A 21,066-nucleotide genomic window follows, 5' to 3' on the forward strand; every position below is an offset into this window, starting at 1 on the left:
GACTTGAACAAGTGCGACACACCAGGGTCGCCCAATTCACAGGTCTTGCCCTATTGACTTCGAAACTTGAAGGCATAGTCTCTGCAACGTTGCTTTTTCCTTCAAGTGGTGGGTGACCTGAAGTTGTGCGCCACTTGAAGTGCCCCCAACGCCCGGCGACGCTGCCGGGCGGCCCCAGGAGTTCACGTGACCAGCACTACGCAGCCACCGGCCTCGGGAGCCCGTACGGCGCACCCCGAGCACCTCGCCCACGTCGTCTTCATCGCGGCGGCGGCAGCGATGGGCGGCTTCCTCTTCGGTTACGACAGCGCCGTGATCAACGGCGCCGTCGAGGCCATCAGAGGCCGTTACGACATCGGCTCCGCGGCGCTCGCCCAGGTCATCGCGATCGCTCTGATCGGCTGTGCGATCGGCGCCGCCACCGCGGGCCGCATCGCGGACCGCATCGGCCGCATCCGCTGTATGCAGATCGCCTCCGTGCTCTTCACCATCAGCGCCGTCGGCTCCGCGCTCCCGTTCGCGCTGTGGGACCTGGCCTTCTGGCGCATCATCGGCGGCTTCGCCATCGGCATGGCCTCGGTCATCGGCCCCGCCTACATCGCCGAGGTGGCCCCCGCCGCGTACCGCGGGCGGCTCGGCTCCTTCCAGCAGGCCGCCATCGTCATCGGCATCGCGATCTCGCAGCTGGTCAACTGGGGCATCCTCAACGCCGCGGGCGGCGACCAGCGCGGCGAGCTGATGGGCCTGGAGGCCTGGCAGGTCATGCTCGGCGTGATGGTCATCCCCGCCGTCCTGTACGGCCTGCTCTCCTTCGCCATCCCCGAGTCGCCGCGCTTTTTGATCTCCGCAGGCCGCGACGCGCGCGCCCGTGAGGTGCTCAAGGAGGTCGAGGGCGAGCACATCGACCTCGACGCCCGTGTCGCCGAGATCGAGCACGCCATGAAGAGCGAGCACAAGTCGAGCTTCAAGGACCTGCTCGGCGGCTCGTTCTTCTTCAAGCCGATCGTCTGGGTCGGGATCGGCCTCTCGGTCTTCCAGCAGTTCGTCGGCATCAACGTCGCGTTCTACTACTCCTCGACGCTGTGGCAGTCGGTCGGCGTCGACCCGTCGCAGTCGTTCTTCTACTCGTTCACCACGTCGATCATCAACATCGTCGGCACCGTGATCGCGATGATCTTCGTCGACCGGATCGGCCGCAGGCCGCTGGCGCTCATCGGCTCGGTCGGCATGGCCGTCGGCCTCGCCCTGGAGGCCTGGGCCTTCAGCTACGACCTCGTCGACGGCAAGCTGCCCGCGACCCAGGGCTGGGTCGCCCTGGTCGCCGCCCATGTCTTCGTGCTCTTCTTCGCCCTCTCCTGGGGCGTGGTGGTCTGGGTCTTCCTCGGCGAGATGTTCCCGAACCGGATCCGCGCCGCCGCCCTCGGCGTCGCCGCCTCCGCGCAGTGGATCGCCAACTGGGCCATCACCGCGAGCTTCCCGTCGCTGGCCGACTGGAACCTCTCCGCGACCTACGTGATCTACACGATCTTCGCCGCCCTCTCGATCCCCTTCGTACTCAAGTACGTGAAGGAGACCAAGGGCAAGGCGTTGGAGGAGATGGGCTAAACCCCGCTGCCCTCTCTCCTCGACACGCGTACTGCCCCGGCTCACCCATGGAGCCGGGGCAGTACGTCGTCCGTGAACAGGCGCAGACTGCGCCACCCCTCCTCCAGCGGCATCCCGCCGCACAGCGGGTGCAGCACCAGGCTCTCGGCGCCGAGCGCCGCGCACTCCTCGGGCGTCACGATCCGGTAGACGCCCTCGGCGCGCAGTTCCTCGACGCTCACCGCCGACGACCGCACCGCCGAGCGGATGTCCTTGGACTGCCAGGACGCGTACATCCGCGCCTCGTGCAGGAAGTGCTCCCCGTACAGCGCCCAGGCCCGGTCCGGGTCCTCGCTCAGATGCAGCAGCGGCGTCTTCTCGGCGGGCATCATCGTCCAGCCCTCGGTGCCGTGCAGGGCCAGCTGCTCGCGGTAGTACGCCTCCAGCTCCGGCAGGTGCGCGCTCGGGAAGAACGGCAGCCCCAGCCGGGCCGCGCGCCGGGCCGCCGCCCTGGAGGAGCCGCCGACGAGCAGCATCGGGTGCGGCTGGGTGAAGGGGCGCGGGGTGACCCGTACCGTACGGCCCCCGTAGGTGAACGGCTCGCCCGTCCACGCCTTGAGCAGCGTCTCCAGGAGCAGGTCCTGGAGCTTGCCGCGCCGGCCCCACTCGACGCCCGCCTGCTCGTACTCCTCGGGCCGGTAGCCGATCCCCGCGACCGTCACCAGGCGCCCGCCGCTGAGCAGGTCCAGTACGGCGATGTCCTCGGCGAGCCGCAGCGGGTCGTAGAGCGGGCCGATGATCGCGGAGACCGTGACGGCGATCCGGCCGGTGGCCCCGAAGACCGCGCCCGCGAAGGCGAAGGGGGAGGGCAGCCAGCCGTTGCCGGTGCCGTGGTGCTCCTCGGTCTGGACGGTGTCGACGCCGTGCGCGTCGGCGTACGCGGCCATCTCCACCGCGGCGCGGTAGCGGGCCGACAGGGTCTCGGGCGGCTCGTGCGGGGCCACCAGGTTCATGCGTACGACCGTGAACGGCATGGGAAAGTCCCCCTCCGCCGGGCTGGATCCGAAGGGATCCCGGTGGAGGGGGACGGTAGCTGACGATGCGTCAGACAGCCAGGGGTGCGCGCTCCCCGGCCGTCTCGTCCGCCGCGGCCGGAGCCGGTACGGCGGGCTTCGGCAGGACCACGTACAGCAGCGCGGAGACCACGATGGTGGCCACCCAGCCCAGGCCGTACTCGCCGACCGGGTTGTTCGAGGCGAGCGGGCCGGTGAACCAGTCCGAGGTGGTGAAGAGCAGCCCCGAGCCGAGGCCCACCGCCCAGGCGGCGACGGCGGCGGGGGAGAAGCCGCCCCTGTACCAGTACGCGCTGGTGGGGGTGGTGTCGAGCAGCGCCTTCGCGTCGTACTCGGTGCGCCGCAGCATGTCCGCGCCGAAGACGCCGACCCAGGCCGAGAAGGCGACGGCGAGCAGCGAGAGGAAGGCGATGAAGGAGCCCATGAAGCTCTTGGCGACCAGCATCAGGACGCCGCCGAAGGCCAGCGAGATCACGGCGTTGACGGAGACCGCCCAGTGGCGCGGGATCTTGAAGCCGAGGGTCTGCGCGGTGAAGCCGGCCGAGTACATCGACATCGAGTTGATCAGCACCATGCCGACCAGGGCGATCAGCAGATACGGGACCGCGATCCACAGCGGCAGGATCTCACCGAGGAAGGAGACCGGGTCCGCGGCCGAGGCGAGGTCCGGCGTGGAGACCGCCATGACCGCGCCCATCAGGACCATCGGCAGGACGACGATCCCGGCGCCGCCGACGGAGCTGGCGACCATGGCCCTGGAGGAGGCCGTGCGCGGCAGATAGCGGGTGAAGTCCGGGGCGGACGGGATCCAGCTGACGCCGCCCGCGGCGATCAGGCCGGTGCCGGCGACCATCAGCGACATCTTCCCGGCCGGGCGGTCGAAGACCTCGCTCCAGTCGGTGTTCAGCGCCAGATAGACCAGCACGAGCACGGAGAACGCGCCGAACAGATAGGTCGCGTACTTGTTGCACTTCTGGACGACGTTGATGCCGAGGCCCGAGATCGCGAAGGTCGTCACCACGAAGAGCAGCAGCGTCACGATGATCAGGAAGGTGTTGCTCTTCACCCCGAGGACGATGTCCAGGACGGTGAGCATCGCGTAGGCGCCGGTGACCGCGTTGATGGTCTCCCAGCCCCAGCGGGCCACCCAGATCAGCGAGCCGGGCAGCAGGTTGCCGCGCTGGCCGAAGACCGCGCGCGACAGTGCCATGCCGGGGGCGCCACCGCGTTTGCCGGCGATGGATATGAGCCCCACCAGGCCGTAGCTGACGACCGGCGCGGCGATCGCGACGACGATCGCCTGCCAGAAGTTCAGCCCGTAGGACACGACCAGGCTGGCGCCCATCGTGAGCAGCAGCACACTGATGTTGGCGGCGACCCAGGTCGGGAAGAGATCTCTGGTTCTGGCGGTGCGCTCGTTGTCGGGGACGGGCTCAAGGCCACGGGTTTCCAGTGCGCCTTCGGACTGGGAAGTGGTGCTCATGAGGGTGCGGTTGCCTCTCGCTCGGCTCTGGCGGGAGCCGGTGGGGGTCATCTTCGGGGACTCTACGCGCGTTGACTCCTCCTCTTCCATTGTAACTTAATACGACGATTGCCCCATAATTCCCTTTGATCTTCGGGGGAAGGTACGACCGGGGCCCCGCGGCGGCCCATGACTGATACTGGGGACGTTATGGAATTCGTGATCCTTGCTGTAGTCATCGCCCTGGTCGCGGTCGGCGTGATCAGCGGGCTCGTGGTCAGCAGCCGCAAGAAGAAGCAGCTGCCGCCCACGGCGCCGCCGTCCACGCCGACCATCACTGCCCCGCCCGCCGAGCCGCACGTCGGCGAAGACGCCGCGGAGACCGCCGAGGAGCAACGCCGCACCATCGAGGAGGTCGCCCTCCCCGAGGCCCCGGCGAGCCCCGTCGTGGTCGAGGAGGCGCTTCCCGAGGTGCCCGCCGCGCCCGAGATCGAGGTGCCCGAGCCGACGGCCGGCCGCCTCGTGCGGCTGCGCGCCCGGCTCGCCCGCTCCCAGAACTCGCTCGGCAAGGGGCTGCTCACGCTGCTCTCCCGGGACAACCTCGACGAGGACACCTGGGAGGAGATCGAGGACACGCTGCTCACCGCGGACGTGGGCGTCGCCCCGACCCAGGAGCTGGTCGAGCGGCTGCGCGAGCGCGTCCGGGTGCTCGGCACCCGCACCCCCGCCGAGCTGCGCACCCTGCTGCGCGAGGAGCTCGTCGCGATCCTCGGCCCGGACTTCGACCGCACGGTCAAGACCGAGGGCGGCGCGGAGACCCCCGGCGTGGTGATGGTCGTCGGTGTCAACGGCACCGGCAAGACCACCACCACCGGCAAGCTCGCGCGCGTGCTCGTCGCCGACGGCAAGTCGGTCGTCCTCGGCGCGGCGGACACCTTCCGCGCGGCCGCCGCCGACCAGCTGCAGACCTGGGGCGAGCGCGTCGGCGCCCGCACCGTGCGCGGCCCCGAGGGCGGCGACCCGGCGTCGATCGCCTTCGACGCGGTCAAGGAGGGCATCGCGGAGGGCGCGGACGTCGTCCTCATCGACACCGCGGGCCGGCTGCACACCAAGACCGGGCTCATGGACGAGCTCGGCAAGGTCAAGCGCGTCGTGGAGAAGCACGGCCCGCTCGACGAGGTCCTGCTGGTCCTCGACGCCACCACCGGGCAGAACGGGCTGGTGCAGGCCCGCGTCTTCGCCGAGGTCGTCGACATCACCGGCATCGTGCTGACCAAGCTCGACGGTACGGCCAAGGGCGGCATCGTCATCGCCGTGCAGCGCGAGCTCGGTGTCCCGGTCAAGCTCATCGGGCTCGGCGAGGGCGCGGACGATCTGGCGCCGTTCGAGCCGGGCGCGTTCGTGGACGCGCTGATCGGGGACTAGCCGGGGACCGGCGCCTCGCCGGGTGCGCGGGTTTTCGCCCGCGGGCCGCAGGCGGCCGGTCGCGCGGTTCCCCGCGCCCCTTACGGGGTCCGTACGTATGGCCGAGTGCCCGTTCTCATCTGCGCGATGGGGGCGGGCACTTGTGTGTCAGGAAGGCGCCCGGTGGCAGATGTACGCCAGCGTGCCCAGCAGCAGCCGGGCCTCCGGGGGGCGGGTCGCGGTGTCCAGGGACGGCGGGCGCAGCCAGTGGACGTCCCCCGACGGGGGTGCCGGCACATACGCCCCGGCCCCGGGGCAGACCAGGTCCAGGTCGGCGTCGTCCCAGCCCATCCGGTAGAGCAGGCGCGGCAGTTCGGCCGCGGCTCCCGGAGCGACGAAGAAGTGGGTGCGGCCCGCCGGGGTCGTCGAGACGGGGCCGAGCGGCAGCCCCATCCGCTCCATCCGCACCAGCGCCCTCCGTCCGGCGGGCGCCGCCACGTCCAGGATGTCGAAGGTGCGGCCCACCGGCAGCAGCACCGCGGCGCCCGGGCACTCCGCCCACGCCTTGCCGACCTCGTCCAGGGTCGCGCCCGCCGCCACCTCGGGCGCGAAGTCCAGTGGGTGCGCCCCCGGCACGGGGCAGTCCGGGACGCCGCAGGAGCACTGGCCGGAGAGCTCGCGGGCCCCGGGGGCGACGTCCCAGCCCCACAGGCCCGTGTACTCGGCCACCGCCGTGACCTCGGTCGCGCGGCCGCGTCGCCGCGGACCGGGCCGGATTTCGCGGATCCCCCGGCTGCCGCCGATCGTGAAGCCCATGCCCCCTCCAACGGGTGTGACTCGACGGTGGTTACGATCCGGAGTTCCCTGATTGCGCACCGCTCACCCGGCGGCTCGCGGCGGAAGGTGAGGTGGTGCGAACCGGTCCGCGCGCCCCGGCGTGCACCGTTCCACCGACTCCTGATCGACCTGTGTCAAGTGAATCGCGCACAGCGCCAAGGGAGTTCATTCGAAGGGGTGGCGAATGGTGGCGTTTCTGGAATCGCCCTCGCGGGACCGGTGATCGTAGGATTACTTTCGGTACACGGACCCTGGAAGCGCACGCGCTCGTGGGTATGCCAAAGGCAAGGAGCGGTACCGTCCGGAGGGTCGCGTCCTGCGGACAGGAAGCCCCGACTCGCGGCATTCTGATAGGGGTTCGCGTGACATGGAAGACGCACAAGGCGTCAGCAGAATGGGGGCGTTCCAGTGGGCGGCAGTGGGGCTAGCGGTACGAGCGCCGGCAAGCGCCCCAACGAGCAGCTGAGTTCGTGGTTCGTACGGAGCGGCTGGTCGAAGGGCGAGCTCGCGCGGCAGGTCAACCGACGGGCGCGCCAGCTCGGCGCGCATCACATCAGCACGGACACCTCCCGGGTGCGCCGCTGGCTCGACGGCGAGATGCCGCGCGAGCCGATCCCGCGCATCCTCTCCGAGCTGTTCTCCGAGCGGTTCGGCAGCGTCGTGGCCGTCGAGGACCTCGGGTTGCGCACCGCACACCAGTCCCCGTCGGTCTCCGGCGTCGACCTGCCCTGGGCAGGCCCCCAGACGGTCTCCCTGCTCAGCGAGTACTCGCGCAGCGACCTGATGCTGGCCCGGCGCGGCTTCCTCGGCACCTCCCTGATGCTGTCGGCCGGACCCGCCCTGATCGAGCCCATGCAGCGCTGGCTGGTGCCCGCGCCGCCCGGCGAGTCCATCAACGTGGAGACCCCCGCCAACGCCCGGCGCCCCTCCCGGCTCTCCAAACCGGAGCTCGACCTCCTGGAGACCACCACCGAGATGTTCCGCCAGTGGGACGCCCAGTGCGGCGGCGGACTGCGCCGCAAGGCCGTCGTCGGCCAGCTCCACGAGGTCACCGACCTCCTCCAGGAGCCGCAGCCCGAGGCCACCGCCCGGCGCCTGTTCCGGGTCGCGGCCGAACTCGCGGAACTGGCCGGGTGGATGAGCTACGACGTGGGACTGCAGCCCACCGCCCAGAAGTACTTCGTGCTCGCCCTGCACGCGGCCAAGGAGTGCGGCGACAAGCCCCTCGGGTCGTACATCCTGTCCTCGATGAGCCGCCAGATGATCCACCTCGGCCGGCCCGACGACGCCCTGGAACTCATCCACCTCGCCCAGTACGGCAGCCGCGACTGCGCCACCCCCCGCACCCAGGCGATGCTGTATGCGATGGAGGCGCGCGCCTACGCGAACATGGGCCAGCCCAGCAAGTGCAAGCGGGCCGTCAGGATGTCCGAGGACACCTTCGGCGACGCCGGGCTGGACGGCGAGCCGGAGCCCGACTGGATCCAGTTCTTCTCCGAGGCCGAGCTCAACGGGGAGAACGCGCACTCGTTCCGCGACCTGGCCTATGTGGCCGGGCGCAGCCCCACGTACGCGACGCTCGCCGAGCCGGTGATGGAGCGCGCGGTCGAGCTCTTCGGCAAGGACGACGTCCACCAGCGCTCGTATGCGCTGAACCTGATCGGCATGGCCACCGTCCACCTCCTCAAGCGCGAGCCCGAGCAGTCGACCGTGCTGGCCGGAGAGGCCCTGAAGATCGCCAAGACGGTCCGCTCCGAGCGGGTCAACACCCGGCTGCGCAAGACCGTCGACACAGCCGTCCGGGACTTCGGGGACGTGGCCGAGGTGGTGCGGTTCACCGATCTGCTCGGCCGGGAGCTGCCCGAGACCGCGGAGGCCGTCTGAGCGCCGGGGGCGCCGCCACGGCGGCATACAGGACGCCGGCCGCGACGCCCACCCCGTACAGCCCGACTCGGCTCCCCCACGCCAGGTCAACCGGGGGACGTCGCGGCCGGTCCCCCGTCCGCGTGTACGCGGATGGTAGCCGCCCCCCAGGGCGGTGATCCGGCAGTTCATGCCCGTGTAACACGCCCGACCTCTTCGTCACGGCGGCGAAACATCGTGCGGCATCGACGGAAACGGCGCTGCGCCAACCTCATGGCGCATAACGGCCCACCCCTTCGCAGCCACTCGTTCGCCCCCGCACGGGCCGCCGTACCGACGACGAGGAGACGCCGATGCCCCCAGGCATCACGCTCGCAGCTGACGCTCCGCAGCTGTCCAGCGCCAACACCGGATTCATGCTGATCTGCTCAGCACTGGTGATGATCATGACCCCCGGCCTGGCCTTCTTCTACGGAGGCATGGTCCGCGTCAAGAGCACGCTCAACATGCTGATGATGAGCTTCATCAGCCTCGGGATCGTCACGATCCTGTGGGTGCTCTACGGCTTCAGCCTCAGCTTCGGCGAGTCCAACGGCTTCATCGGCTGGAGCAAGGACTACTTCGGGCTCAGTGGCATCGGCATCGTCCAGCTCTGGCCCGGCTACACCGTCCCGATCTACGTCTTCGCCGTCTTCCAGCTGATGTTCGCGGTGATCACCCCGGCGCTGATAAGCGGCGCGCTCGCCGACCGCGTCAAGTTCAGCGCCTGGGCGCTGTTCATCACTCTGTGGGTCACGATCGTCTACTTCCCGGTCGCGCACTGGGTGTGGGCCTCCGACGGCTGGCTCTTCAAGAAGGGCGTCATCGACTTCGCGGGCGGCACCGCGGTGCACATCAACGCCGGTGCGGCGGCCCTCGGCGTCATCCTGGTGATCGGCAAGCGCGTCGGCTTCAAGAAGGACCCGATGCGCCCGCACAGCCTGCCGCTCGTCATGCTCGGCGCCGGGCTGCTGTGGTTCGGCTGGTTCGGCTTCAACGCCGGCTCCTGGCTCGGCAACGACGACGGCGTGGGCGCCGTGATGTTCGTCAACACCCAGGTCGCCACCGCCGCCGCGATGCTCGCCTGGCTGCTCTACGAGAAGCTGCGCCACGGCTCCTTCACCACCCTCGGCGCCGCCTCCGGCGCGGTCGCGGGCCTGGTCGCCATCACCCCGTCCGGCGGCTGCGTCAGCCCCCTCGGCGCGATCGCGGTCGGTGCCATCGCCGGTGTGCTCTGCGCCATGGCCGTAGGCCTCAAGTACCGCTTCGGCTACGACGACTCCCTCGACGTCGTCGGCGTCCACATGGTCGGCGGCATCGCCGGCTCCCTCCTCGTGGGCCTCTTCGCCACCGGCGGCGTACAGTCCGACGCCAAGGGCCTCTTCTACGGCGGCGGCCTCGACCAGCTCGGCAAGCAGGCCATCGGCGTCGGCGCGGTCCTCGGCTACTCGCTGGTGGTCTCCGCGGCCCTCGCCTTCCTGCTCGACAAGACGATGGGGATGCGGGTCGCCGAGGACGACGAGGTCTCGGGCATCGACCAGGTCGAGCACGCCGAGACGGCGTACGACTTCAGCGGCGCGGGCGGCGGCACCGCCGTCCGCACGTCCGCCCCGGCCCCGGGCGAGAAGGCAGCGCAGAACAAGAAGGTGGACGCATGAAGCTGATCACCGCGGTCGTCAAGCCGCACCGCCTGGACGAGATCAAGGAGGCCCTCCAGGCCTTCGGGGTCCACGGCCTCACGGTCACCGAGGCCAGCGGATACGGGCGCCAGCGCGGCCACACCGAGGTCTACCGCGGCGCCGAGTACACCGTCGACCTCGTCCCCAAGATCCGTATCGAGGTCCTGGTCGAGGACGACGACGCCGAGCAGCTGATCGACGTGGTGGTCAAGGCCGCCAGGACCGGCAAGATCGGCGACGGAAAGGTGTGGAGCGTGCCGGTGGAGACGGCGGTACGGGTCCGCACCGGCGAACGCGGTCCCGACGCCCTCTGAGTTGGTCCCCCGATCAGGTACGGACAGGAGCTGCCGGGTGACGAGCGTGGAAGTCAGCACAGACACAGAGGACTCCGGATCCGGCGGCTACGCGGCGGCCCGGCTGCGCCTCCTCCAGCAGGAGGCGCGGTCCGGGCCGCCGCGCCGTGCCGCCCTGGCCCGCATCACCGACGACTGGCTGGCCCAGCTCTTCGCCGGCGCGGCCCGGGCGGCCGGGGTGCGCGGGGCCGCGCTGATGGCCGTCGGCGGCTACGGACGCGGGGAGCTGTCGCCCCGCAGCGACCTCGACCTGGTGCTCGTACACGACGGCAGCGCGAGCGCGAGCGCCGTCTCCGCACTCGCCGACGGCCTCTGGTACCCCGTCTGGGACCTGGGTCTCGCGCTCGACCACTCGGTCCGCACCCCCGCCGAGGCCCGCAGGGCCGCGGGCGCCGACCTCAAGGTGCACCTCGGCCTCCTGGACGCCCGCCATCTGGCCGGTGAGCAGAGCCTGACGGCCTCCCTGCGCACCGCCGTCCTCGCGGACTGGCGCAATCTCGCCCCCAAGCGGCTGCCCGAGCTCGACGCGCTGTGCCGCGAACGGGCCGAGCGCCAGGGCGAGTTGCAGTTCCTGCTCGAACCCGACCTCAAGGAGGCGCGCGGCGGGCTGCGGGACGCCACCGCCCTGCGCGCGGTCGCCGCGTCCTGGCTCGCCGACGCGCCCCGCGAGGGCCTGGGCGAGGCCCGGCGCCGGCTCCTGGACGTCCGCGACGCACTGCATCTGGCCACCGGCCGGGCCACCGACCGCCTCGCCCTTCAAGAGCAGGACGCCGTCGCCGCCGCGCTCGGTGTGCTGGACGCGGACGTGCTGCTGCGCCAGGTGTACGAGGCCGCGCGGACCATCGCGTACGCCAGTGACGTCACCTGGCGCGAGGTCGGGCGGGTGCTGCGGGCCCGCTCGGCGCGGCCCCGGCTGCGCGGCCTGCTCGGCGGCCGGACGGCTGCCCCCGAGCGGACCCCGCTCGCCGAAGGGGTGGTCGAGCAGGACGGCGAGGTGGTGCTCGCGCTCGCCGCGAAACCCGAGCGAGACCCGGTGCTGCCGCTGCGGGCCGCCGCGGCCGCCGCCCGCTCCGGACTGCCGGTCTCGCGGGAAAACGTCCGCCGGGATACCCTGGGGGGCGTTCACCCGACCGCCCTACGAGCCGAGGATCCGCGACCACCGTGTTCGACACCCTCTCCGACCGCCTCAGCGCGACATTCAAGAACCTCCGGGGCAAGGGCCGCCTGTCCGAGGCGGACATCGACGCCACGGCACGCGAGATCCGTATCGCCCTGCTCGAGGCGGACGTCGCCCTGCCCGTCGTCCGCGCCTTCATCAAGCAGGTCAAGGAGCGCGCCTCCGGCGTCGAGGTCTCCCAGGCGCTCAACCCCGCCCAGCAGGTCGTCAAGATCGTCAACGAGGAGCTCATCACCATCCTCGGTGGTGAGACCCGCCGGCTCCGGTTCGCCAAGACCGCCCCGACGGTCATCATGCTCGCCGGTCTCCAGGGCGCCGGTAAGACCACCCTCGCCGGAAAGCTCGGCCAGTGGCTCAAGGGCCAGGGCCACGCGCCCCTGCTCGTCGCCTGTGACCTCCAGCGGCCGAACGCCGTCAACCAGCTCTCCGTCGTCGCCGAGCGCGCGGGCGTCGCCGTCTACGCCCCGGAGCCGGGCAACGGCGTCGGCGACCCGGTCAAGGTCGCCCAGGACTCCATCGAGTACGCCCGGTCGAAGCAGTACGACGTGGTCGTCGTCGACACCGCCGGCCGCCTGGGCATCGACCACGAGATGATGCAGCAGGCCGCGGACATCCGCGACGCCGTGAAGCCCGACGAGATCCTCTTCGTCGTCGACGCCATGATCGGCCAGGACGCGGTCAACACCGCCGAGGCCTTCCGCGACGGCGTCGGCTTCGACGGCGTGGTGCTCTCCAAGCTCGACGGCGACGCCCGCGGCGGCGCCGCGCTCTCCATCGCGCACGTCACCGGCAAGCAGATCATGTTCGCCTCCAACGGCGAGAAGCTCGACGAGTTCGACGCGTTCCACCCGGACCGCATGGCGTCGCGCATCCTCGACATGGGTGACCTGCTCACCCTGATCGAGCAGGCGGAGAAGACGTTCAGCCAAGAAGAGGCCGAGAAGATGGCCTCCAAGCTGGCGTCCAAGAAGGGCCAGGACTTCACGCTCGACGACTTCCTGGCGCAGATGGAGCAGGTCCGCAAGATGGGCTCCATCTCCAAGCTGCTCGGCATGCTGCCCGGCATGGGGCAGATCAAGGACCAGATCAACAACATCGACGAGCGCGATGTGGACCGCACCGCCGCGATCATCAAGTCGATGACCCCCGGCGAGCGCCAGGACCCGACCGTCATCAACGGCTCGCGCCGCGCCCGTATCGCCAAGGGCTCCGGCGTCGAGGTCAGCGCGGTCAAGAACCTCGTCGAGCGGTTCTTCGAGGCCCGCAAGATGATGTCGCGGATGGCCCAGGGCGGTGGGATGCCCGGTATGCCCGGCATGCCGGGCATGGGTGGTGGCCCCGGCCGCCAGAAGAAGCAGCAGAAGGTCGCCAAGGGCAAGCGCAAGAGCGGCAACCCGATGAAGCGCAAGGCGGAGGAGGAGGCCGCGGCCGCCCGCCGCGAGCAGGGCCCCGCCGGCCTGCCCGCCGCCGCGCAGGCCCCCGAGGACTTCGAACTGCCGGACGCGTTCAAGAAGTTCATGGGCTGACGCAGAGGCCGCGTCCGTACGCCTACGTACTGCGTACGCAGGAAACGTTCGGTGCGGTACGGGAAGGGCCCGCGAGCCGTACAGGCCGCGGGCCCTTCCGTGTACCCGGACCCGGCCCACCCGGACGGCCCCTTCGGCCCACCCGGAATGCCCTGCTCCGCCCGCTCTCCGATAATCGCCGTACAGGCCAGAGGAGAGCAGCGTGCCCAATCCCGTACCCCCACGAGATCGCACCGACCAGCCGTGGCGCTCCGAGGGCGCGCCCCCGTCGCCCCCGCCGAAGCGGAAGATGCCCGGGGGCTGGGGCGGCCTGATCCTCACCGCGCTCGTCGTCTACCTGATCACCAATCTGATCCTGTCGTTCCTCGACGAGGGCAACGAGCCGACGCTGTCGTACACCGAGTTCAGCAAGCAGGTCTCGGCCGGCAACGTGGAGAAGATCTACTCCAAGGGCGACGCCATCCAGGGGCAGCTCAAGAGCTCCCAGACCGTGCCCGGCGGCAGCGACAAGTACACCAAGTTCACCACCCAGCGGCCCACCTTCGCCGACGACGACCTGTGGTCGCAGCTGACCAAGCAGAACGTCACGGTCACCGCCGAGCCGGTCGTCGAGCACCGCAGCTTCCTGGCCAACCTGCTGATCTCGCTCGCGCCGATGCTCCTGCTCGTCGTCCTGTGGCTGTTCATCGCGCGCCGGATGCGCGCCGGGATGGGCGGCGGGATGCTGGGGCGCAAGGCGCCGCCCAAGCCGGTCGAGGTGACCGAGGACAAGCGGACCACCTTCGAGGACGTGGCCGGCATCGACGAGGTCGAGGGCGAGCTCAACGACGTCGTGGACTTCCTCAAGAACCCCGCCGCGTACCGGAAGATGGGCGCCCGGATGCCCGGCGGCGTCCTTCTCGCCGGTCCGCCCGGCACCGGCAAGACCCTGCTCGCGCGGGCGGTGGCGGGCGAGGCCGGGGTGCCGTTCTTCTCCGCTTCGGCGTCCGAGTTCATCGAGATGATCGTGGGCGTGGGCGCCTCGCGGGTACGCGAACTCTTCGCCGAGGCGCGCAAGGTGGCCCCCGCCATCATCTTCATCGACGAGATCGACACCATCGGCCGGGCCCGCGGCGGCGGCGCCGGGATGGGCGGGCACGACGAGCGCGAGCAGACGCTGAACCAGATCCTCACCGAGATGGACGGCTTCTCCGGATCCGAGGGCGTCGTCGTCATCGCCGCCACCAACCGGGCCGACGTCCTGGACCCGGCGCTCACCCGGCCCGGCAGGTTCGACCGGATCGTGCAGGTCAGCCCGCCCGACCGGGGCGGCCGCGAGTCCATCCTGAAGATCCACACCCGTGAGATCCCGATGGCGCACGACGTGGACCTCGCCCAGATGGCCCGCACCACCCCGGGCATGACCGGCGCCGAACTCGCCAACCTGGCCAACGAGGCGGCCCTGCTCGCCGTCAAGCGCCGCCAGAGCGAGGTCACCCAGTCGGACCTCTCCGACGCGCTGGAGAAGGTGCAGCTCGGCGCCGAGCGGCCGCTGGTGATGCCGGAGGAGGAGCGCCGCCGCACCGCCTACCACGAGAGCGGCCACGCCCTGCTCGGCATGCTCCAGCCCGGCGCCGACCCCGTCCGCAAGATCACCATCGTGCCCCGGGGGAGGGCCCTCGGCGTGACGCTGTCCACCCCGGACGCCGACAAGTACGCGTACACCGAGGACTATCTGCGCGGCCGCATCATCGGCGCGCTCGGCGGTATGGCGGCCGAGCACGTCGTCTTCGACGTGATCACCACCGGCGCCGAGAACGACCTGGAACAGGTCACCAACCTGGCCCGGGGCATGGTGGCCCGGTGGGGCATGAGCAAGAAGATCGGCCCCCTCACCGCCCTGCCCGGCGACGCCCAGCAGGCGTACGGCCTCGCCGCGGCCCCCGAGACCCTGGACGCCATCGCCACCGAGATGCGCCGCATCGTCGACGAGTGCTACGCCGAGGCGTGCCGGCTGCTGCGCGAGCACCGCCCCAAGCTCGACGCGCTCGCCGAGGCGCTGCTGAAGAACGAGACGCTGGAGGAGGAGGCCGCGTACCGCGCGGCGGGCATCCCCCGCCTGGCGAAGACGGAGACCTGAGCGGCCCGCCGCCGACGAGCCGCTACGCGCGCGTAGCGGAAGAGTCGCGAAGCCCCGCGGTCCTTACGGCGTCCGCGCGATCAGATAGCGGAACACGTTCGGCATCCACACCGTGCCGTCCCGGCGCACATGCGGATGCAGCGCCTCCGCCAGCTCCTTCTCGACCTGGACCTGGTCGGTGGCCCTGGCCGCCGCGTCGAACAGGCCCGTCGACAGCAGCCCGCGCACCGCGCTGTCCGTGTCCGCGTAGCCGAACGGGCACGCCACCCGGCCCGACCCGTCGGGCCGCAGACCGGCCCGCGAGGCGAGGTCCTCCAGGTCGTCGCGCAGGCTCGGCCGCCAGCGGGGCGAGTCGGTGAGCCGGGTCGCGACCCGCAGCACGTTGGAGGTGGCACACCGCTCCGGCGGACCCCAGCCGGCCAGCACCACCGCGGCGCCGCGCCCGGCGAGCCCCACCGCGGCTTCCAGGGCCGGGCCCGGGCCGTCCGCGTCGCCCGCCGCGCAGCCCACCGGCTCGAAGGCCGTCACCAGGTCGTAGCGGGCCCCGGACGGATCGGCGGCGAGGCCGGGACCGCCCTCCAGGACGCGGGCGTCGTCGCGGTCTCCGACACGCCCCCACACCCCTTCCGGCAGCAGCCGCTCACGGGCCAGCGCGAGCCGCTCCGGACGGGTGTCGACACCCGTCACGCGCGCGCCGCGCGAGGCCGCCATCAACAGGGCGAGCCCGGAGCCGCAGCCCAGGCCGAGCAGCCGGGTGGCGGGTCCCACCTCCAGCCGCTCGTACACCGCTTCGTAGAGCGGTACCAGCATGCGCTCCTGGATCTCCGCCCAGTCACGCGCGCGGGCACACGCCTGCGCGGGCGGGGCGGAGGCCGCGGGGGACTGGTGCCGGACGAGCGTAGGTGTCATGGAAAGCGCCCCAATCCGCAGAAGAGGTCAGCCGTGCGCTGATGGAAAGCCCCCGTACACGTGCGGTCGCACTCCCCCCGTATGCCAGGGAACTCCGCATCCGCCATCGCGTCCAGAGGGAGGGCGATTCACGTTCGGGGCCGCCGGGCCCGTACCATTCGCGCCATGGCAAAGGCACCCGTTCTCACGCCCCAGGCGGAAGACTTCCCCCGCTGGTACCAGGATCTGATCAACAAGGCCGAGCTCGCGGACAACGGTCCGGTGCGCGGCACCATGGTGATCCGACCGTACGGCTACGGGCTGTGGGAGCGGATGCAGCAGGAGATGGACGCGCGCATCAAGGACGCGGGCGCCCAGAACGCGTACTTCCCGCTGTTCATCCCCCAGTCCTATCTGACCCGTGAGGCCGAGCACGTCGAGGGCTTCGCGCCCGAGCTCGCGGTGGTCACCCACGGCGGCGGCAAGGAGCTCGAAGAGCCCGTCGTGGTGCGGCCCACCTCCGAGACGATCATCAACGACTACTTCTCGAAGTGGGTGCAGAGCTACCGCGACCTGCCCCTGCTCATCAACCAGTGGGCCAACGTGGTCCGTTGGGAGATGCGGCCCCGGGTCTTCCTCCGTACGAGTGAGTTCCTCTGGCAGGAGGGCCACACCGCGCACTCCACCTACGAGGACGCGCGCGACTACGCCGCCCGCATCCACAAGGACGTCTACGCGGACTTCATGGTCAACGTCCTGGGCATCGACGTGGTCCTGGGCCGCAAGACGCCCAAGGAGCGGTTCGCCGGCGCCATCAACACCCTCACGCTCGAAGGCATGATGGGTGACGGCAAGGCCCTCCAGATGGGCACCAGCCACGAGCTGGGCACCAACTTCGCCAAGGCCTTCAACACCCAGTACCTGTCCAAGGACGGCAAGCAGGAGCTGGTCTGGCAGACCTCGTGGGGCGTCTCCACCCGCATGGTCGGCGGTCTGATCATGTCGCACGGCGACGACAACGGCCTGCGCGTGCCGCCGCGGCTCGCCTCCGTCCAGGTCGTCGTGATGGCGATCAAGGGCGACGAGGCCGTCGCCAAGGTCCGCGAGCTCGGCGACCGTCTGAAGGCGCTGGGCATCCGCGTCCAGGTCGACGACCGCGTCGACACCCCCTTCGGCCGCCGCGCGGTGGACTGGGAGCTCAAGGGCGTACCGGTCCGCGTCGAGATCGGCCCGCGCGACCTGGAGGCCGGCACCGCGATGCTCGCCCGCCGCATCCCCGGCGGCAAGGAGCCCGTCTCCATCGACGCGCTCGGCGACCTGCTGCCCGCGATCCTCGAAGAGGACCAGGCGCAGCTGCTGCGCGAGTCCCGCGAGCGCCGCGAGTCCCGTACGAGCGAGGTCACCACCATCGAGGAGGCCGCCGAGGCGGCCACCGCCGGCGGCTGGGCGCGCATCCCGTGGGCCACCCTCGGCGCCGAGGGCGAGGCCAAGCTCGCCGAGCAGGCCGTGTCCGTACGGTGTCTGGTCGCCGAGGACGGATCGGTCCCGGAGGCCGACGACGCCCCCGGTACCGTCGCCATCGTCGCCCGCTCCTACTGAGCGGCCCGCGGCCTGTTCCGGTCGGCCGAAAACGCCTCTTGCGCACCGGCTGATTCCTGGAACCCCGGCGCGTGGACATCATCTACGCGCCGGGGCGTACGCGCCGCTACGTACTACCTTGGTGCGAGCTGTGAGGCTTCTCCGCAGATCAGCGCACCCGCCCTCGTCCGGACGCATCAACGGCAACTGACGGGTACGTGCAAATTATTTGGGATGCCCCGGAATAGGAACACCGGGGCACTCCGGCTCGTTGTCACGACGTGAGCACGACACCACCTGTTCTCGCCGCAGAGCTGGCGCAGGCGTGGGCCGACATTCAGCGGTACCACCCCGAGCTGCCTGACCTTGCCGCGCCCGAGTCCCTGATCGGAGAGTCGTCGTCCGCCTGCGGCGCCGAGCTCTCCTTCGAGCGACTGCTCCACGAGGCAGTCCACGGCATTGCCGCCGCCCGGGGTGTCCGCGACACCTCCCGGGCCGGGCGGTACCACAACCGCAGATTCCTGGCCATCGCCGAGGAGCTCGGCCTCGACCATCCCGAGGAGCCGCACCCCAGCAGCGGCTTCTCGCTGGTCGCGCTGAACCCCGAGGCGAGGCGCCGCTACCGGCCGACGATGGAGCGGCTGCAGCGGGCCCTCAAGGCGCACACCGTGGCCACCGCCGCCGACACCAAGCGCTCCTTCCGGGGCCCGGCGGCACGGCACGGCTCCTCCGGCGGCGGCGTCCGCGTCAAGGCCGTCTGCGACTGCGGCCGCAATGTGCGCGTCGTTCCTTCCGTGCTCGCCCAGGCGCCGATCGTCTGCGGCGGCTGCGGCAAGCCCTTCCGTATCCCCGAGGTCGTGGCCGCGGCGAGCTGATCCCCGGGCCGGTCGCCGGACGGGGGCGGCGCGGGCCGGGGAGGGATGCTCAGGCGCAGGTGCGCCGCCCGGGGGTGCCCCACGGACCCCCGGCGTGCCCGCCGCCGGCATGTGGCACAATGGCTAGCTGTACTCGACAGCCGCATAGGAACCCTCTCGCCTCCGGCTGACGCGTCCATCGGGCACCCCGAGTACCGCAACCCCACGTGGCATCCCGTTGTGCCCAACCACGTCAAGACCAGGAGACACCACTCCAGTGGCAGTCAAGATCAAGCTCAAGCGCCTCGGCAAGATTCGCCAGCCGCACTACCGCATCGTCGTCGCCGACGCCCGCACCCGCCGTGACGGTCGCGCGATCGAAGAGATCGGTATCTACCACCCGACGTACAACCCGTCGCGCATCGAGGTCGACGCCGAGCGTGCGCAGTACTGGCTGTCGGTCGGCGCCCAGCCCACCGAGGCTGTGCTCGCCATCCTGAAGCTCACCGGTGACTGGCAGGCGCACAAGGGCCTCCCGGCCCCCGCGCCGCTGCTGCAGCCGGAGACGAAGGAGAGCAAGCGCCGCTCCTTCGACGAGTTCGCCAAGGCTCTCGAGGGCGACGACGCCAAGGGTGAGGCCATCACCCCCAAGGCCAAGAAGGCTGACAAGAAGGCGGACGAGGCTGCGGCCGACGCCGCCGAGTCGACCGAGGCCTGAGCATGCTCGAGGAGGCTCTTGAGCACCTCGTGAAGGGCATCGTCGACAACCCCGACGACGTGCAGGTCGCCTCGCGCACCCTGCGCCGGGGGCGCGTGCTGGAGGTCCGGGTCCACCCCGACGACCTCGGCAAGGTGATCGGCCGCAACGGCCGCACCGCCCGCGCTCTTCGTACCGTCGTGGGCGCCATCGGTGGCCGTGGTATCCGTGTCGACCTCGTCGACGTGGACCAGGCCCACTGACAAAGTTGGTTGTTTTACCAGATGCGCCGGCTCGGGCCGGGGAGGGCCATAGCGCCTTCCCCGGCCCGCAGTCGTCTCTGGACCCCACACACCGAGAAGCCGTAGGCATCCGACAGGAAAGTTGAACGACGTGCAGCTGGTAGTCGCGCGGATCGGCCGCGCCCACGGCATCAAGGGCGAGGTCACCGTCGAGGTGCGCACCGACGAGCCGGAGCTGCGGCTCGGCCCCGGCGCCGTACTGGCCACGGACCCGGCCTCCACCGGACCGCTGACCATCGAGACCGGCCGCGTCCACAGCGGCCGCCTGTTGCTGCGCTTCGAGGGCGTACGCGACCGGACCGCCGCCGAGGCCCTGCGCAACACCCTGCTCATCGCCGACGTGGACCCGGACGAGCGCCCCGAAGAGGACGACGAGTACTACGACCACCAGCTCATCGACCTCGACGTGGTCCTCACCGACGGCACCGAGGTCGGCCGGATCACCGAGATCTCGCACCTGCCGTCCCAGGACCTCTTCATCGTGGAGCGGCCCGACGGCACCGAGGTCATGATCCCGTTCGTCGAGGAGATCGTCACCGAGATCGACCTGGACGAGCAGCGCGCCGTCATCGACCCGCCGCCCGGCCTGATCGACGACCGCGCCGAGATCGCCTCCGCCCGGGACGAGAGCGACGAGGCCGAGACCGACGCGGACAAGAGCGACGGGGACAAGACCGACGGGGACGACAACTGATGCGGCTCGACGTCGTCACGATCTTCCCCGAGTACCTGGAACCGCTGAACGTCTCCCTCGTCGGCAAGGCACGCGCGCGTGGACAGCTCGACGTCCACGTACACGACCTGCGGGAGTGGACGTACGACCGGCACAACACGGTCGACGACACCCCCTACGGCGGCGGCCCCGGCATGGTCATGAAGACCGAGCCCTGGGGCGCCTGCCTCGACGACGCACTGGCCGACGGCTACGAGGCGGGGGCGCACGGCCCCGTCATGGTCGTGCCCACGCCCAGCGGACGGCCCTTCACCCAGGAACTCGCCGTCGAGCTCTCCCAGCAGCCGTGGCTGGTCTTCGCGCCCGCGCGCTACGAGGGCATCGACCGCCGCGTCATGGACGAGTACGCCACGCGGATGCCGGTCTACGAGGTGTCCATCGGCGACTACGTCCTCGCGGGCGGGGAGGCCGCCGTCCTGGTGATCACCGAGGCCGTGGCCCGGCTGCTGCCCGGCGTCCTCGGCAACGCCGAGTCCCACCGCGACGACTCCTTCGCCCCCGGCGCCATGGCCAACCTCCTCGAAGGGCCGGTGTACACCAAGCCGCCCGAGTGGCGCGGCCACGGCATCCCGGACGTCCTGCTCAGCGGGCACCACGGCAAGATCGCCCGCTGGCGGCGGGACGAGGCCTTCCGCCGCACCGCCGAGAACCGGCCCGACCTGATCGAGCGCTGCGACCCCGCCGCCTTCGACAAGAAGGACCGCGAGACGCTGTCCATCCTCGGCTGGGCCCCCGAGCCCGATGGCCGATTTTGGCGCAGGCCCCAGGACGTGGAAGAATAAGCAGCTGCTGTACGCCCGGCCCATGCCCCTGCCACAGGGGGAAGGGCAAAGCGTTCCCCGCGCACGCGGGAGTCGCCCCACGGCGGTCCGGCGCGGACAGTACCTCTGAACCCCAT

Annotated in this window: 17 protein-coding genes and 1 pseudogene; 14 read left to right on the top strand and 4 right to left on the bottom strand. The window is 70.9% G+C overall.

Features of this window, described 5'->3' with window-relative positions; translation table 11 throughout:
* Positions 1-186 precede the first annotated feature (186 nt).
* Positions 187-1,605, top strand: a complete 1,419-nt coding sequence (locus A8W25_RS23710; protein ID WP_067164726.1) for a sugar porter family MFS transporter — start codon at positions 187-189, stop codon at positions 1,603-1,605.
* A gap of 41 nt (positions 1,606-1,646) precedes the next feature.
* Here the strand turns inward: A8W25_RS23710 and A8W25_RS23715 are convergent, their stop codons facing one another.
* Complete coding sequence (locus tag A8W25_RS23715) at positions 1,647-2,618, bottom strand: LLM class flavin-dependent oxidoreductase (RefSeq protein ID WP_067164728.1); 972 nt, start codon at positions 2,616-2,618, stop codon at positions 1,647-1,649.
* Between the two features lie 70 nt (positions 2,619-2,688).
* Positions 2,689-4,140, bottom strand: a complete 1,452-nt coding sequence (locus tag A8W25_RS23720; RefSeq protein ID WP_067167106.1) for a cytosine permease — start codon at positions 4,138-4,140, stop codon at positions 2,689-2,691.
* 189 nt (positions 4,141-4,329) lie between these two features.
* Here A8W25_RS23720 and ftsY point away from each other — a divergent pair, with 189 nt between their 5' ends.
* Positions 4,330-5,544 carry a signal recognition particle-docking protein FtsY gene (gene ftsY / locus A8W25_RS23725; RefSeq protein ID WP_067164730.1) on the top strand — a complete coding sequence of 405 codons (1,215 nt, stop codon included), beginning with the start codon at positions 4,330-4,332 and terminating at the stop codon, positions 5,542-5,544.
* 147 nt (positions 5,545-5,691) lie between these two features.
* On the opposite strand, the gene A8W25_RS23730 is transcribed toward ftsY, so the two are convergent.
* Positions 5,692-6,339, bottom strand: coding sequence for a bifunctional DNA primase/polymerase (locus A8W25_RS23730; RefSeq protein WP_067164733.1), 648 nt, complete (start codon positions 6,337-6,339; stop codon positions 5,692-5,694).
* Between the two features lie 429 nt (positions 6,340-6,768).
* Between A8W25_RS23730 and A8W25_RS23735 the strand changes: the two genes are divergently transcribed.
* The 6 genes and pseudogenes from A8W25_RS23735 to ftsH all read left to right on the top strand — a co-directional run bounded on the left by A8W25_RS23735 (position 6,769) and on the right by ftsH (position 15,116).
* Positions 6,769-8,244, top strand: coding sequence for a hypothetical protein (locus tag A8W25_RS23735; RefSeq protein ID WP_067164735.1), 1,476 nt, complete (start codon positions 6,769-6,771; stop codon positions 8,242-8,244).
* A 332-nt stretch (positions 8,245-8,576) separates the two neighbouring features.
* Positions 8,577-9,920, top strand: a complete 1,344-nt coding sequence (locus tag A8W25_RS23740; protein ID WP_067164738.1) for an ammonium transporter — start codon at positions 8,577-8,579, stop codon at positions 9,918-9,920.
* Positions 9,917-10,255, top strand: coding sequence for a P-II family nitrogen regulator (locus A8W25_RS23745; RefSeq protein ID WP_004924863.1), 339 nt, complete (start codon positions 9,917-9,919; stop codon positions 10,253-10,255). Before A8W25_RS23740 ends, A8W25_RS23745 begins: the two co-directional genes overlap by 4 nt.
* Before the next feature lie 37 nt (positions 10,256-10,292).
* Positions 10,293-11,396, top strand: a pseudogene (locus A8W25_RS32870) ([protein-PII] uridylyltransferase); the annotation flags it as partial.
* A 59-nt stretch (positions 11,397-11,455) separates the two neighbouring features.
* A complete protein-coding gene (ffh, locus tag A8W25_RS23755; protein ID WP_067164743.1) occupies positions 11,456-12,997 on the top strand; it encodes a signal recognition particle protein in 1,542 nt (513 codons plus the stop codon).
* A 202-nt stretch (positions 12,998-13,199) separates the two neighbouring features.
* Complete coding sequence (gene ftsH, locus A8W25_RS23760; protein WP_067164746.1) at positions 13,200-15,116, top strand: ATP-dependent zinc metalloprotease FtsH; 1,917 nt, start codon at positions 13,200-13,202, stop codon at positions 15,114-15,116.
* Between the two features lie 63 nt (positions 15,117-15,179).
* Here ftsH and A8W25_RS23765 read toward each other — a convergent pair whose 3' ends face one another.
* Positions 15,180-16,025: a methyltransferase domain-containing protein gene (locus A8W25_RS23765; protein ID WP_079126337.1), complete on the bottom strand. Its 846-nt coding sequence runs from the start codon at positions 16,023-16,025 to the stop codon at positions 15,180-15,182.
* 165 nt (positions 16,026-16,190) lie between these two features.
* Between A8W25_RS23765 and proS the strand changes: the two genes are divergently transcribed.
* The 6 genes from proS to trmD all read left to right on the top strand — a co-directional run bounded on the left by proS (position 16,191) and on the right by trmD (position 20,950).
* Entirely contained in the window at positions 16,191-17,603 is a 1,413-nt protein-coding gene (proS, locus tag A8W25_RS23770) for a proline--tRNA ligase (protein ID WP_067164751.1), read from the top strand.
* Positions 17,604-17,863: 260 nt separating this feature from the next.
* A complete protein-coding gene (locus A8W25_RS23775; protein WP_067164754.1) occupies positions 17,864-18,457 on the top strand; it encodes a hypothetical protein in 594 nt (197 codons plus the stop codon).
* 256 nt (positions 18,458-18,713) lie between these two features.
* Positions 18,714-19,154, top strand: a complete 441-nt coding sequence (rpsP, locus tag A8W25_RS23780) for a 30S ribosomal protein S16 (RefSeq protein ID WP_067164757.1) — start codon at positions 18,714-18,716, stop codon at positions 19,152-19,154.
* A 2-nt stretch (positions 19,155-19,156) separates the two neighbouring features.
* Positions 19,157-19,396, top strand: a complete 240-nt coding sequence (locus A8W25_RS23785) for an RNA-binding protein (RefSeq protein WP_067164759.1) — start codon at positions 19,157-19,159, stop codon at positions 19,394-19,396.
* A 130-nt stretch (positions 19,397-19,526) separates the two neighbouring features.
* Positions 19,527-20,129 (top strand): ribosome maturation factor RimM, encoded by a 603-nt coding sequence (gene rimM, locus A8W25_RS23790; protein ID WP_067164761.1) that lies wholly within the window; start codon positions 19,527-19,529, stop codon positions 20,127-20,129.
* The gene (gene trmD / locus A8W25_RS23795; RefSeq protein WP_067164764.1) at positions 20,129-20,950 is read left to right on the top strand and encodes a tRNA (guanosine(37)-N1)-methyltransferase TrmD; all 822 of its coding nucleotides are present in this window, start codon (positions 20,129-20,131) and stop codon (positions 20,948-20,950) included. Before rimM ends, trmD begins: the two co-directional genes overlap by 1 nt.
* Positions 20,951-21,066: the final 116 nt, after the last annotated feature.

Source organism: Streptomyces sp. ERV7 (assembly GCF_001653515.1).
GTDB lineage: Bacteria > Actinomycetota > Actinomycetes > Streptomycetales > Streptomycetaceae > Streptomyces.

Bases quoted from the DNA above. Each gene is read 5' to 3' on its own strand.
- A8W25_RS23785 (WP_067164759.1), top strand. From the start codon at position 19,157: ATGCTCGAGGAGGCTCTTGAGCACCTCGTGAAGGGCATCGTCGACAAC.
- A8W25_RS23730 (WP_067164733.1), bottom strand. From the start codon at position 6,339: ATGGGCTTCACGATCGGCGGCAGCCGGGGGATCCGCGAAATCCGGCCC.
- A8W25_RS23740 (WP_067164738.1), top strand. From the start codon at position 8,577: ATGCCCCCAGGCATCACGCTCGCAGCTGACGCTCCGCAGCTGTCCAGC.
- A8W25_RS23720 (WP_067167106.1), bottom strand. From the start codon at position 4,140: ATGAGCACCACTTCCCAGTCCGAAGGCGCACTGGAAACCCGTGGCCTT.
- ftsY (WP_067164730.1), top strand. From the start codon at position 4,330: ATGGAATTCGTGATCCTTGCTGTAGTCATCGCCCTGGTCGCGGTCGGC.
- trmD (WP_067164764.1), top strand. From the start codon at position 20,129: ATGCGGCTCGACGTCGTCACGATCTTCCCCGAGTACCTGGAACCGCTG.
- A8W25_RS23715 (WP_067164728.1), bottom strand. From the start codon at position 2,618: ATGCCGTTCACGGTCGTACGCATGAACCTGGTGGCCCCGCACGAGCCG.
- A8W25_RS23765 (WP_079126337.1), bottom strand. From the start codon at position 16,025: ATGACACCTACGCTCGTCCGGCACCAGTCCCCCGCGGCCTCCGCCCCG.
- proS (WP_067164751.1), top strand. From the start codon at position 16,191: ATGGCAAAGGCACCCGTTCTCACGCCCCAGGCGGAAGACTTCCCCCGC.
- A8W25_RS23745 (WP_004924863.1), top strand. From the start codon at position 9,917: ATGAAGCTGATCACCGCGGTCGTCAAGCCGCACCGCCTGGACGAGATC.